The organism is Halomonas sp. 707B3, assembly GCF_024158645.1.
In the GTDB taxonomy this organism is placed as follows: Bacteria; Pseudomonadota; Gammaproteobacteria; order Pseudomonadales; family Halomonadaceae; genus Vreelandella; species Vreelandella lionensis.
In genome coordinates this window covers 1-12761 of record NZ_JAMZBE010000006.1, presented here as the reverse complement: position 1 = coordinate 12761, position 12761 = coordinate 1, and the positions used below count along the sequence as shown (strand labels likewise).

17 protein-coding genes and 1 tRNA gene are annotated in these 12761 nt (G+C 55.9%); 11 read left to right on the top strand and 7 right to left on the bottom strand.

Annotation, left to right across the window (positions count from 1 at the left end; all coding sequences use genetic code 11):
• Nucleotides 1-59 precede the first annotated feature (59 nt).
• Entirely contained in the window at nucleotides 60-806 is a 747-nt protein-coding gene (phbB, locus tag BIS10_RS01745) for an acetoacetyl-CoA reductase (RefSeq protein WP_083023226.1), read from the bottom strand.
• Nucleotides 807-1082: 276 nt separating this feature from the next.
• Here phbB and BIS10_RS01740 point away from each other — a divergent pair.
• Nucleotides 1083-1159 (top strand) — tRNA-Met (locus BIS10_RS01740).
• A gap of 287 nt (nucleotides 1160-1446) precedes the next feature.
• Nucleotides 1447-2391, top strand: a complete 945-nt coding sequence (locus tag BIS10_RS01735) for a tetratricopeptide repeat protein (RefSeq protein ID WP_253501808.1) — start codon at nucleotides 1447-1449, stop codon at nucleotides 2389-2391.
• A 21-nt stretch (nucleotides 2392-2412) separates the two neighbouring features.
• Here the strand turns inward: BIS10_RS01735 and BIS10_RS01730 are convergent, their stop codons facing one another.
• On the bottom strand, nucleotides 2413-3576 hold the full coding sequence (locus BIS10_RS01730; protein WP_083023228.1) for a MalY/PatB family protein: 1164 nt from the start codon (nucleotides 3574-3576) through the stop codon (nucleotides 2413-2415).
• A gap of 39 nt (nucleotides 3577-3615) precedes the next feature.
• Between BIS10_RS01730 and BIS10_RS01725 the strand changes: the two genes are divergently transcribed.
• On the top strand, nucleotides 3616-4047 hold the full coding sequence (locus tag BIS10_RS01725) for a hypothetical protein (protein ID WP_253501805.1): 432 nt from the start codon (nucleotides 3616-3618) through the stop codon (nucleotides 4045-4047).
• A 1-nt stretch (nucleotide 4048) separates the two neighbouring features.
• On the opposite strand, the gene BIS10_RS01720 is transcribed toward BIS10_RS01725, so the two are convergent.
• Nucleotides 4049-4408, bottom strand: coding sequence for a hypothetical protein (locus BIS10_RS01720; protein ID WP_253501802.1), 360 nt, complete (start codon nucleotides 4406-4408; stop codon nucleotides 4049-4051).
• Nucleotides 4409-4519: 111 nt separating this feature from the next.
• Here BIS10_RS01720 and BIS10_RS01715 point away from each other — a divergent pair, with 111 nt between their 5' ends.
• From BIS10_RS01715 to BIS10_RS01695, 5 genes are all read left to right on the top strand, one after another.
• On the top strand, nucleotides 4520-5326 hold the full coding sequence (locus BIS10_RS01715) for a hypothetical protein (RefSeq protein WP_044630717.1): 807 nt from the start codon (nucleotides 4520-4522) through the stop codon (nucleotides 5324-5326).
• A gap of 73 nt (nucleotides 5327-5399) precedes the next feature.
• Nucleotides 5400-5807 (top strand): thioesterase family protein, encoded by a 408-nt coding sequence (locus tag BIS10_RS01710; RefSeq protein ID WP_253501799.1) that lies wholly within the window; start codon nucleotides 5400-5402, stop codon nucleotides 5805-5807.
• 40 nt (nucleotides 5808-5847) lie between these two features.
• Complete coding sequence (locus tag BIS10_RS01705) at nucleotides 5848-6150, top strand: hypothetical protein (protein ID WP_044630715.1); 303 nt, start codon at nucleotides 5848-5850, stop codon at nucleotides 6148-6150.
• Nucleotides 6151-6162: 12 nt separating this feature from the next.
• On the top strand, nucleotides 6163-6684 hold the full coding sequence (locus tag BIS10_RS01700; RefSeq protein ID WP_062363181.1) for a DUF501 domain-containing protein: 522 nt from the start codon (nucleotides 6163-6165) through the stop codon (nucleotides 6682-6684).
• Between the two features lie 62 nt (nucleotides 6685-6746).
• Nucleotides 6747-7292, top strand: a complete 546-nt coding sequence (locus BIS10_RS01695) for a TIGR00730 family Rossman fold protein (protein WP_058579720.1) — start codon at nucleotides 6747-6749, stop codon at nucleotides 7290-7292.
• Between the two features lie 24 nt (nucleotides 7293-7316).
• On the opposite strand, the gene BIS10_RS01690 is transcribed toward BIS10_RS01695, so the two are convergent.
• Together BIS10_RS01690 and BIS10_RS01685 are read right to left on the bottom strand one after the other, a co-directional pair.
• A complete protein-coding gene (locus BIS10_RS01690) occupies nucleotides 7317-7823 on the bottom strand; it encodes a hypothetical protein (protein WP_089674606.1) in 507 nt (168 codons plus the stop codon).
• A 38-nt stretch (nucleotides 7824-7861) separates the two neighbouring features.
• Nucleotides 7862-8356 (bottom strand): tetratricopeptide repeat protein, encoded by a 495-nt coding sequence (locus BIS10_RS01685; protein ID WP_058579721.1) that lies wholly within the window; start codon nucleotides 8354-8356, stop codon nucleotides 7862-7864.
• A gap of 249 nt (nucleotides 8357-8605) precedes the next feature.
• On the opposite strand from BIS10_RS01685, the gene BIS10_RS01680 reads away from it, so the two are divergent.
• On the top strand, nucleotides 8606-9637 hold the full coding sequence (locus tag BIS10_RS01680) for an NADP(H)-dependent aldo-keto reductase (RefSeq protein ID WP_058579722.1): 1032 nt from the start codon (nucleotides 8606-8608) through the stop codon (nucleotides 9635-9637).
• 123 nt (nucleotides 9638-9760) lie between these two features.
• Entirely contained in the window at nucleotides 9761-10540 is a 780-nt protein-coding gene (gene yaaA, locus BIS10_RS01675) for a peroxide stress protein YaaA (protein WP_083023238.1), read from the top strand.
• 2 nt (nucleotides 10541-10542) lie between these two features.
• On the opposite strand, the gene BIS10_RS01670 is transcribed toward yaaA, so the two are convergent.
• On the bottom strand, nucleotides 10543-11118 hold the full coding sequence (locus BIS10_RS01670; protein WP_083023240.1) for an isochorismatase family protein: 576 nt from the start codon (nucleotides 11116-11118) through the stop codon (nucleotides 10543-10545).
• A gap of 142 nt (nucleotides 11119-11260) precedes the next feature.
• On the opposite strand from BIS10_RS01670, the gene BIS10_RS01665 reads away from it, so the two are divergent.
• Nucleotides 11261-12112: a Tim44 domain-containing protein gene (locus BIS10_RS01665; RefSeq protein ID WP_083023241.1), complete on the top strand. Its 852-nt coding sequence runs from the start codon at nucleotides 11261-11263 to the stop codon at nucleotides 12110-12112.
• 117 nt (nucleotides 12113-12229) lie between these two features.
• Here BIS10_RS01665 and BIS10_RS01660 read toward each other — a convergent pair whose 3' ends face one another.
• A complete protein-coding gene (locus tag BIS10_RS01660) occupies nucleotides 12230-12418 on the bottom strand; it encodes a hypothetical protein (RefSeq protein ID WP_044630706.1) in 189 nt (62 codons plus the stop codon).
• Nucleotides 12419-12761: the final 343 nt, after the last annotated feature.

Sequence of the window (12761 nt, the reverse complement as noted above, 5' to 3'; positions counted from 1 at the left end):
CGCCCCCCGTTTTTCGCTTTCTTTCTTGTGAAAAGATCGCTGGTGCTTAATGGTAGGGCTTAGCCCATAAACTGGCCGCCGTTAATATCAATGTTGGCACCTGTGATAAAGCCGGACTCTTTGTCGGCCAGGAACGTCACCAAACGACCAATCTCTTCTGGGGTGCCGTAGCGTTTTACCGGAATCGTCTCGCGAATCGCTTCACGAACCTGCTCCGGAATTTTCATAATCATGTCGGTGGCGATATAGCCGGGGGAGACGGTATTCACGGTAATACCCTTCGTGGCCGTTTCCTGCGCCAACGACATGGTTAACCCGTGCATCCCCGCTTTGGCCGCTGCGTAGTTCACCTGACCAAACTGGCCTTTACGACCGTTGATGGATGAGATGTTAATAATGCGCCCATAGCCATTCTCCAGCATTCCCTCAATGACGCTACGGCAAGTGTTGAAGACGCTATTAAGGTTAGTATCAATCACTTGATACCACTGCTCATAGGACATCTTTTTCATGGTGCCATCGCGGGTAATGCCTGCGCAGTTGACCAGCACGCTGATCGGCCCATGTTTTTCATGGATTTCGCGGGCGCCTTCGAGACAGGCGTTATGGTCGGACAAATCAACACCCGATAATACGATGTTGTTATAGCCGTCGGCTTGCTGGGTTTCCAGCCAGGTTTTGGCTTTGTCGGGGTTATGGTACCCCGCCACCACCAGATAACCCGCATCTGCCAACGAACGACAAATTGCCGTTCCGATTCCACCAGTTCCACCAGTTACCCAGGCGACGGGGGCTTGATTGGCCATTGACTACCTCCCTGATAAGACAAATGGCTTGGACCTTAATCACTGTTATGGCGTCGCAAGCCACTCTGAATAAGCGCATTCGCGCCTCTTTCACTCACAGCACGCCGCTTGTTCTATTGGGCGACACACCGACAGTAAGCTTTTTGTTATGCTGATTGAAAGCATAGCTTTACTCTCTCAATGTTGCAGCACGATGAAGATGACTGCCAGCAAGAAAGCGATTTATATGAGGGGTTGACTTAGCGTCAAAAATGCGTAGAATACGCCACACATTGATGCGGGGTGGAGCAGTCTGGTAGCTCGTCGGGCTCATAACCCGAAGGTCATCGGTTCAAATCCGGTCCCCGCTACCAAACATAGAAAAAGCCGATTCTTTAGGGAATCGGCTTTTTTGTGCGTGTACGGTAAGCAATGCTTGGGGAAGCAGCTCGTCGGGCTCAGCTCTTTATCACCCCAGGAAGGTCATCGGTTCAAGTCCGGCCCCCGCTACCAAACATAGCAAAGCCGATTCTTTAGGGGATCGGCTTTTTTGTGTGCGCTCTTCCGGCTCAGCGCTTTATTTCCTTTCACTTCCTTGAATCCCTGGGCGGCTGCCTGCATATCATGGAGTAACCTTTTTAATGCGATGCAGAGTTTACCCATGTCGATTATTGATCCCCGTACCGGCAACCCGATGACTGCCGACCCTGTCGCGAGCAATAATGCGCCCACCAGTGGCGAGCGCCCTAGCGTGACTCGCGAAGAGGTCATCATTGAGCTCAACGCAGGTAACATTCAGCAAGTACTGGAAGCCTCTATGCAGGTGCCAGTGCTGATGGACTGCTGGGCTCCCTGGTGTGAGCCTTGCAAGAACCTGATGCCTGTACTTGAAAAACTGGCGGTGGAGTACGCCGGTGCCTTCTTGCTGGCAACGCTGGATGTGGAAGCCAATCCAGAGATCGCTGGGCAATTGGGCGTGCGCTCGGTGCCTGACGTGAAGCTCATTAGCCAAGGCGGCTTAGTAGACAGCTTCCAAGGGGCCCTGCCAGAGAAAGAAGTGCGCGAGTGGCTCAACCGCTACTTCCCTTCCCCCAGTGACGCACCGCCCAGCCCTGAAGAGCAGGCAGAGGAAGCCTTGAGCACTGGCGATGCCGCAGGCGCGCGGGAGATTTACCAAACGCTGATTGGCCAATACCCGGAACATTACGCCTACCAAATTGGCCTTGCCAAAGCGCTGGTGGCGGAAGGGCGTGGTGACGAAGCCCGTAGCGTGCTGGATAACCTGCCGCCAGAGGAGCGCGATGCAGCACCCGCCCGTGGCGTTCGCGCCAGCATCGAGTTCAGCGAGCAGGCACTCTCAACAGAAGAGATCGCCGCGCTGGGTGATCGCGCTGACAGCGAAGCGCAGTACCAGCGGGCGCTACGCCAAGTGGCCGATGGCCAGTACGACGCAGGCCTGGAAGCTCTGCTGGCGCTGATGAATCAGGACCGCGCCTATAACGACGACGCGGCCCGCAAAACTCTGCTACAGGTCTTTGACGCGCTGGGAGCCGACCACCCTCTAACGGTCATCTACCGCCGCAAGCTGTTCGCCCTGCTCTATTGATAGCGCCTGACGAAGGCAACGTTACGCTTTTAACAGCGTATCCATCCGCGATAACGCCGCTTCCAATTGGGAAGCGGTGGTTCCAAAGTTAAGCCTCACAAACCCTGGGCAGCCAAAAGCCGCGCCGTCTGACAACGCCACACCCGCCTGCTCCAACAGCGTTTGTGCGGGAGATGCCCCCAGGCCCGCTTCACGCATATCTAGCCACGCCAAATAAGTCGATTCTGGCGCACTCAGCGACACCCCAGGCCACGTTGCCACACGTGCTTCTAACGCTGCGCGATGGCTGCGTAGAACGTCCAGCAGTGCTTGTCGCCAAGGCTCGCCCTCTTGATACGCTGCCTCGGCGGCCACTAAGCCCAGCACGTTACCATCCGGTAAAAACCCTTTTGTGGCTGCGGCAAAGCGCTTTCGTAGCGTGGCGTCGGGAATGACCGCGCAGGCACTGGTTAACCCGGCCACGTTAAATGTTTTTGAGGGCGCCCATAGAGTAATCGTGCGTTTGGCCAGTTCAGGGAACAGCGCCGCCAGGGGGCGATGGCGTGCTCCTTCATCCAGCAGCAAATCACAGTGCAGCTCATCGGAGACTACCCATAAATCATGGCGCTCGACCAAGGCGGCTAACTGCTCAAGCTCGCTCAGCGTCCACACGCGCCCGGTCGGGTTATGAGGGTGGCACCAGAGCAGTAGCCGGGTTTGCGGGGTAATGGCCGCCTCCAGCGCCTCGATATCCAGCCGCCAAGGCTCGCCAGGGGCGGCTGGCTCCGCTAACATCGCCTGTTGCGCTAGCCGCCCAGTGCGTTCAGCCACGGCCAGGAAGGGCGGGTAAATAGGTGCAATGGTCAGCACGCCCTCTCCCGGCTGGGTCAATGCCATGGCAGCAAAGTGCAGCGCGGGCACCACACCGGGTAGCCACTGCTGCCATTCGGGCTCAATGGTCCACGCATAGTGGTGAGCGCTCCACTGGCAAAGGGCCGCGGTGAGCGTGGCGGGCACTTCGCCATAGCCGTAAACGCCGTGGGCCACACGCCGTTGGAGCGCGTCGATTACCGCAGGCGGCGAATGAAAGTCCATATCGGCGACCCATAGCGGCAGCACATCCTGCGCATAGCGGTGCCATTTCTGCGAGGCGTAATTTCCTTCGGGAGCGCGTCGCTCGACGGGCGTGGCAAAATCGAACGCCATAACAAATCTCACTTATTTCCACGGGAGTAAACACTGAGCATGCCGCAAGATGACTTTTATACCAAGATGCGCGCTGGCCTATCGGCGCTGTTGCGGCAGTGGCGCTCGCTGGGTCAGGCAGATGCCGACCAGCTGGCACTCATCCTGGCAGAAACCGCTAGGGTCGCTAAACTAGGCACCCCCGATGCCACGCCAAGTGGCGCCACGCTGGAGCAGTGGAGCCAAGACCAGCAGGGCGAGATGCCGCTGTGGGCGCCACGCACGGCGGTGTTTCTGCTCAACCAGATGCCCGCCCGGCCTACCCCACAAAGCGATGAAGAAGCCTGCGCCTGGGCGTACTGCTGGCTGCGTAACCGCTCGTTTGATTCGCTGGACGCAGCCCGCGCCGCCCTGCCTGCCCACTTAGCCGAACCGCTGGACGAGGCCCTGGCAGCTGCCTGGAGCGACCAACAGGGGCTGAGGCTGGTATAGCTTAGCGCCGTTTGCGCCCCGGTGATTTCGGTTTGAAGCCCGCAGGCTTGGTGGCAAGCCAATCGACAAAAGCGCGAATATCGGCATCGTTCATCAACGCTTCCAAACTAGCCAAGCGGTCGGCCAGCTCGCGCTCGCTGTAGAGACGGTGAATGTGCTTATGGCAGGGATGACACAGCCACACAATGGCCGTTAGCCGCTCTTCACGGCTATGGCGCTTTTGATAACGCGGCTTGTTATGCAGCGTCCTTGGAATGAGATGGTGCTTGGTGAGCGGCGATGCACGCTGGCACAGTTCGCAGCCACTGGGTTTAGGCGGCGGAGAGAGCACGTGGGTGCCGGAATCCGGTGAAAGGGACACGGTAAACAGCCTCGCACGCTAGCAGCGTCTTAACGGTTAATAACACCTAATGTGCTAAAAATCAGCGACATAATAATAGTAACCACATAATAAACGTAAGGAAAACGCCGCATGGTAGAAGTACCACTCACTTGGCAGTTAGCAAAGCTGGGGCTCTCCGTCAGCATGGTTTTGGGCTTAAGCGCTATCGCTGTCCGTGCTAGCCCGCGTATTGCAGGACTACTCTCAGGTTATCCTTTAGGCACCGCACTAGCGCTGTTTTTTATCGGTCTAGAGATCTCGCCCGCCTTCGCTACCCAGAGCGCCGTGCATACGCTAGCCGGGTTTACCGCGACAATGGCATTGGGGGCAGGTTATGTGGTCACAGGCCGCCAGCCTGGCATCAAGGGCGTTATTAGCGGTGTGCTGGGAGGCTTTGCCGCGTGGCTGGTCATGAGCACCCTGCTGGCGCAATTCAGCTTCACCCGCTTCAGCGGCACGCTAGTAACGCTTTGTGCCATTGGCGTTTTCAGTTGGCTGTTCCGCTCCATTCCCGATGTGAAGAGTACCGCGAGCAGCGCCTTTTCTTGGCCCGCGCTAGCGGCACGCGCGGGGCTTGCCACTGTTATTATTTTTGCTATCACCCGTATCGCCCACTGGCTCCCCCCAGAGTGGGCAGGCACGCTGGCTGCATTTCCCGTCACCATGCTGCCATTTTTGCTAATCCTGCACGTGGGGCATGGGTATGCCCCCGTCGCCACAGTCATTAAGCATTATCCCATGGGCCTTGGCTCGCTGCTGAGCTATACCCTATGCGTTTCATACACTTACAGCACGCTGGGGCTTTTCTGGGGAACGCTGGCAGGATTTCTCGCCGCGACCCTATGGCTGCTTGGCTGGATGCAGTTCACTGCTTGGCAACAGCGCCGTAACGCTTGACCAAGCGCTCGCTTGGGTTAATTCTGGGAGGGTTCTTACCTCCCTCGTTCCCTCTAATAATAAGGATAGCGCTATGTTCACTCGCACCATTGAGCCCGCTTTTTACGATACGGATGCCCTTGGCCATATTAATAACACGCGGCTCCCCGCTTGGTTTGAGCTGGCACGCAACGACCTGTTCAAACTGTTTACGCCCGACCTGAACCCTAAACAGTGGCGATTAATCATGGCGCGCATGGAAGTGGATTACCGCGCTGAACTGTTTTACGGCCATGACATCGAAATCCGTACCTATCTAACCCGTTTGGGCAACAGCTCGTTTACCGTCACCCAGGAAGCGCGGCAGCATGGTACGCTGACCAACTTAGGGCATACGGTAATGGTGCAGTACAACCATCAGGAGAAGCGCGCCGTTCCTATTGAGGGTGAGCTGCGCGAGGCGCTGACAGCACATTTGGATACCGCGCCCGCCTCCTCTTAATTCCCCCTGCCATATATGGTGGGGCCTTCCAGGAGTCACCATGGCTATTCGCTATAATCTCTGGATTGATCCTGACAACACGGCGCAGCACCGCGCCGTGGAAGCCGACCTTGAACGCTACTTCATGGAGCGCTTCGCTGATTACCCGCATATCCGCTTGTTCGGCGCAGACCCCTACGATTATGATGCCCCATTCAATCGACTTTACGACGTGCTAATGGCCCGCGCAGCTGAGTATTGCGAGGAGAAATGGCGCTATGTCGCTTCTCCAGAACAGCTCAATCGCTGTTTTTTCCGCGCCGTTGGCCGCTCAAATAAATTTGTCCAAGACGACCGAAAGTGAGAGTTCTACGCAATGGTAATTCGTACCGACCAAGCACCCGACGAGCGCCAGCTGGCGATTATTACCCAACAGCTCGGGCGAGCGCCTCGCGGTATCGAAGCCGTTGCAGCCACGGATACACAGGGCACCCCTTTAGTGCTGCGCATGTCACCGATTGTGGATGGCAAGCCTTTCCCCACGCTTTACTGGCTCTGTTCCGACCTGCTTAAAATCGAGATTTCGCGCATTGAAGCCGTGGGCGTGATCAAGTCGCTAGAACAGCGTCTGCAGGAAGAACCTGACTTCTTAGCCGCTTACCAACAGAGCCATCGCGATTACGTTGATGCCCGCTGGCGCTTTATGAGCGAGGCTCAGCGCGAAGAAGTGGCACGCCTGGGCTACACCGATGTCCTCACCGAACGCGGTGTAGGCGGCATCAGCAACTGGCAGCAGGTGCGCTGCCTACATACTCAATACGCCCATCATCTGTGCGGTAACAATGTGATTGGACAGTGGATGGACGAACACTACGACGTACAGCGCTGCCTAGGCTAGATGTCCTGCAATGCCTCCCGCTGATTCACCCTTAACTCCTCTGCGATAAGGACACCCCGACTATGTCACGCATCTGTGTTTACCTCGGCTCAAGAGAGGGCAACAGCCCAGCATTCCGCCAAGCCGCCCATACGCTTGGCACGGCTCTTGGGCAACGCGGGCACACCTTGGTATACGGCGGGGCACGCGTCGGACTAATGGGGGAACTGGCCAATGCAGCACTAAACGCGGGCGGCAGCGTCATCGGCGTTATGCCCGACCATCTCGTTGAGCGTGAACAGGCACATTTCGGCTTAACCGAGCTGATTCGCGTGCCTAATATGCATGAACGTAAAGCCACCATGGCGGCGAACGCTGACGCCTTTATCGCCTTGCCCGGTGGCATTGGCACGTTTGAGGAGTTGTTTGAGATCTGGACCTGGGGCTATTTGGGGCTACACGACAAGCCGATGGGCCTGCTAGATACCGATGGATTTTACGCCCCACTGCTGGCGTTTTTAGACAGCACGGTCAGCCACGGTTTTCTGGCGCAAGCTACACGAGACATGCTGCTTGATGCACCGACGCCCAGCCAGCTATTAGACGCTTTAGAAGCAGAACTAAGCTGAGTACGAGCAGAGTAGAACGGAAATTTATACGTTGGCAGTCAGCGTGCGCGTACGCTGATAGGTGAGCTGGAGCAAGCGAGCATCTTCCCCAGCACGGTGGCGGTGGATGCCACGCTCGGCCACTACCGCCTCTTTGGTATCGCTCCACAGCGCCTGTTGCTCTTCGCTGAGCAGGATGCGTAGCGCTTCCAGGCGAAAGCGTGGCAGCATGCCAGCATGGTGGAACAGTAACGACAGCCAGGTATTATCGTAGCCCCAACTATCGCTATAAGCCTTACCTAGCTCCCGCAGTTCATCATTAAGCCACTGGGCAACTTGGCGCACCGGGTAGCCCTCTTTCATCAGCCGATCACGAGAAATACCGTGCAGTAGCTCAGCTTTTGGATCCCAATGGGTCCACTCATCTAATGGCTGAATAAGAAACGCGCAGCAGCTACCGTCAGCACGCGCAATGCCAACTTCAATCGGGTAGCTGCCGCGCCCGAATCCGGACGCTTCAATATCTAGCACTGTGGGTAGCGTCTCGGACACTGACTTCCTCTTTTACGTATCGCAACCTGACTGACGATTTAGGCGGCAGCCATCTCCACTGCTGGCTGTTGCTCTGCCATGCGCTGCCAGTAATCGGCCTGCTCGTGATCTACCGCCAAGCCTAACTCACCGATTCGGTAAGCACGCGCCAGGCGCTCAGCCGCTAAGTAGTGCCCTGCCTGTGCCGCACGGGCATACCAGGTGACCGCATAATCCTCACGACGGGGGTACTGTACACAGCCGTGCTCGTGAATTTGCGCAACCTGATACTGCGACTTTACATCGCCCGCCTGGGCGGCTTCTAGCACATAGCGCGCACCACGAGCTTTATCTTGTGGAGATAAACTGCGATGGAACAGCATATGCCCGTAAATAGACTGCGCATCTGGGTGCCCCGCTTCTGCACACCGTTTAAACAGTCGCATGGTAAGGCGCTGCGTGCGCGGTGAGCGCGGTAGTAACCAACGAGTATGGAACAACTGTTCGGCCAGTCGAAACTCTAACCGTGTAAACAATGATGATGCCTGCGGCATGGCAAACCACCCTGCCTATCTGTTGAGACCTTCGGCTAACCATCTCACCTTCCGCGACGGCTAACCATACGATAAACCGGCGCTTGGCCGGTCGATGGGCTGGCAAGCATACGCCTGCCTTCGTCGTGACTCAACCCTATTGATTTGCTGCTTTTGTAGACCCTCGCTAACATGCCTCCCACAGGCTGGTATCGGCGATATGGATCGCCACCTTTCCAGACACATTTTCGCCTTAGCGAGGAGACAATCATGCAAACGCGCCCACTGGGTAGAACCGGAATTGAGGTCAGCCGACTCTGTCTAGGCACCATGACCTTTGGTGAGCAAAACAGCGAAACTGAGGCTCATGAACAGCTCGACCGCGCGGTGGCGTTCGGTATTAACTTTATCGACACGGCGGAGATGTATCCAGTTCCCCCAAAAGCAGAGACACAAGGGTTAACAGAGACTTATATCGGTAGTTGGCTAAAAGCACGGGGCGCTCGCGACGATGTCATCATCGCTACCAAAGCGGCAGGCCCAGGTTTGGAGCATATCCGCGGCGGCCCCAAAATGAGCCGGGACCACCTTCATCAAGCCATTGATACCAGCCTTGAGCGTCTGCAAACGGATTACGTCGATCTGTATCAGTTGCACTGGCCTGATCGTAACACCAACTTTTTCGGCAAACTTGGCTACACCCACGCTGAGCAGGAAGACGCCACTCCGCTGGAAGAGACGCTCTCCGCACTTAAAGAGCTGGTCGATGCAGGAAAAATTCGCGCTGTAGGGCTCTCAAATGATACCCCTTGGGGCGTCATGCGGATGTTACAGCTCTCTGATCAACTAGGCCTGCCTCGTGTTGCCTCCATCCAAAACCCCTACAATCTGCTGAATCGTTCATTTGAAGTGGGCTTAGCAGAAGTTGCACATCGTGAAGATGTGGGCCTGCTGGCCTACTCACCGCTGGGGTTTGGCGTGCTATCAGGCAAGTACCTTAACGGCGCTCAACCGCCAAAGGGCCGCTTGACGCTCTATGAGCGCTTTAAGCGCTATACCTCGCCCGAGGCAGAGGCCGCTACGCAGGCTTACGTCAACCTAGCCAAAGAGCACGGGCTCGACCCAGCGCAGATGGCACTGGCGTTTATTAACTCGCGCAGCTTTCTTACCAGCAATATTATTGGTGCTACCACCATGGATCAGTTGGAAAGCAACTTGGCCAGCGAGAGCTTGAAGCTGGATGAGGAAGTGTTAACCGCCATCGACGACATCCATCGTCGCATGCCCAACCCTTGCCCTTAACGGCTCCTATCGTGCCGATAGCCTCGGCCACCGCCGAGGCTTGGTATAATCTTTCGACGTACTCTTTTTTCGTTACTCATTTCGAGTAACGACCCTCTTTTGCCACGGCACAAGGAGCACGCCATGCTGAGCGTTATTTCCCCCGCCAAAACGCTGGACTTTGAAACACCCTCCACCACTCAGAACGTCACCCAACCGGACTTCCTCGACTATAGCCAGCCATTGATCGACATCTTGCGCGACTACTCCCCACAGCAGCTAAGCGATCTCATGGGGATTAGCGATAAGCTGGCCGGGCTGAATGCGGCTCGCTTTGCTGATTGGCAGCCCCCCTTCTCTCTCGATAATGCGAAACCCGCCGTACAGGCTTTTCAGGGGGACGTGTACACCGGCCTTGAAGCCGACACCTTCAGCGAAGCGGATAACCAGTTCGCCCAGCAGCATTTACGTATTTTATCGGGCCTGTATGGCTTACTGAGGCCTCTGGATCTCATCCAGGCCTACCGGCTGGAGATGGGCACCAAACTGCCTAATGACGCAGGTAAGGACCTCTACGCTTATTGGAAGCCGACGCTCACGCGTGCACTGAACAGCGCCATCGCTGAGAGCGGCTCGAAAGTGCTGGTGAACTTAGCCTCCAACGAGTACTTCAAAGCCATAGATGTAAAAAAGCTGGATGCTCAAGTAATAACGCCAGTCTTTAAGGATGAAAAGAACGGTACCTTCAAAATCATCAGTTTCTACGCCAAAAAAGCCCGGGGATTGATGAGCGCTTGGATCATTCAGCAGCAGATCAATAGCCCGGAGGCGCTCCAGGGCTTCGACGTGGCAGGATACCGCTTTGATACAGCGGCTTCAGAAGGCAATACGCTAGTGTTCACTCGCCGTGAAACGGACCGTTAAGATCAATAGAACGTCACTGTTTGAGCTGCTCGCGGCTTCAGAAAGTGTCGATGGATCTCTTTGAAGGTGGCTGTGTCGCAACGGTAAAGCCACTCATAGGCCACCATATCGGCGGAGACCGCCGTCGCGCCATTCGCACAGGCACGCTCTCTTGCAAGGCGCGCCTCTTCTGGGCGGCGGCTGGCGGCCGCCTCACTGAGCCAGAACACTTTATATCCCGCTTCTAATAGACCAAGCGCGCTCTGCAGCACGCAAATGTGTGCTTCGGTTCCGCATATCACCACTTGTTTGCGGCCAAGGGCTGCCAGCGCCTGTGTAAACGCAGGCTCCTCGGTCACACTAAAGTGTAGCTTTTGCCACGTCTGGTGCGCCCCTAAACCACTCAATAGTCGGGCATCGGTTCCGCCCAGACGCTCGGGATACTGTTCGGTAAGCCATACTGGCACCTGCAAATAGTTGGCAATGCCTGCCAGCCACGCCGCCTCTTGGATAGCGTTGTCGCCCCCTTCTATCACTGGCAGCAATCCGGCCTGAAAATCAACCATGAGAAACACACTTTGGGTCTGATCTAAACGCACTTTTTGCTCCTACTTTTGTCTTTATAGTGAATTCCACCATAACCCACGCGGTGCGTTACACGGTAAACTGGCGATTGACTATTTTCTATGCGCTTCATTCAGAGGCGTTGGGCATTACCTGTATCCTTATTGGAGAATCAACATGTTAAGGCAATTCTTTGTCATGCTACTGGTGAGCGTCATGGGCTTTAGCGCCGCAATTGAGCACGCTGAAGCACGCCGTTTAGGCGGCGGCAGCAGTATGGGCAGCGTCTCGCGCTCCGCTGACCGCCCAGCCAGTACACCTGCACAGCAACAGGCGCAGGGCACTCAGCAACAGGGAGCAGGTGCTGCCACCGCTCGCCGTGGTGGTATGGGCGGTATGATGGGTGGGTTACTGGCAGGCGGCCTGCTAGCGGCGCTTTTCTTTGGAGGCGCGTTCGATGAACTGCGCATGATGGATCTCCTGCTGATGGCTGGCATCGCAGCGCTTGCCATCTTCGCTTTCCGCGCCTTTATGCGGCAGCGACGTCCTGCATCTGCCAACGCGGCTGGCTATCAGCGTGAACGCCAGGAGACTCAGCACGCACCTACCAGTAACTTCACAGCAGCGCCTGGCAGCCTTGCAAGCGGTTTGCAGAGCACGCCGGACTGGTTTGATAAAGAGCGTTTTCTCGGCGGTGCAAAAGAGCATTTTATGACGCTTCAGCGCGCTTGGGATAATAACGATTTCAGCCAAATTCAAGAGTACGTTACGCCAGAGCTTTACAACCTGCTGCGTCAAGAACGTGCCGAGCAGCCTGCCAATAACCGTACAGAGGTAGTGCGTCTGTTTGCGGAGCTTGGCGATATTAATGAGTACGACGGCCACGCCGAAGCTACCGTCATTTTCCACGGCATTTTGGAAGAGAATGGTGAGCAAACTGAGTTTAACGAAACGTGGCATTTGACCCGTGCCATGCGCGATCAAGCACCTTGGTATTTGCAGGGTATTGAGCAAAACCCAGGCGCATAAACCTAGCTACATAGGTTAATAAGCCCTAAAACACAAAACAGCCGCTTCTTAGCGGCTGTTTTTGTATCGATACTCTTTCAAGCTACTCGATAGCATCATGATAAGCGACAGGCTCGCTTAGTCCTCGGCGGACTCTTCAATATTCTCACCCATCTCTTCTAGGCTATCGCCAGCGTCTTCCATGCTCTCATCGATATTCTCACCAGCCTCTTCCGCTGGGCCTTGATTATCACAAGCAGCCAAACCGCCCATCATCATGGCCATTAGTAATGCGAGTGCAAGCTTCTTCATTAGTGGGGTACTCATATCGCCTCTCCTCCTGAGATGGTGCTTCAATAATAGGTACCCACTCATACTAGTTGCTCGCCACGCCTATCGCCACCACAGCCTAGTAACTCCTTGTTATTTAATTTCTTAAAACGGTCGTTTCAAGGAAGCTTTGTGCATATCGCTGTATACATTAGAGAAAGCAAAAAGCCCCGAGCAGGCGTTGCACGGGGCTTGGGGCATAGCGCGCTTATCGAGCGCGCAACAAAAAACCCAGCCGATGGGCTGGGTTCTTTGCGGTATAAGTGCCTGACGATGACCTACTCTCGCATGGGGAGACCCCACACTACCATCGGCGCTAAGCGGTTTCACTGCTGAGTTC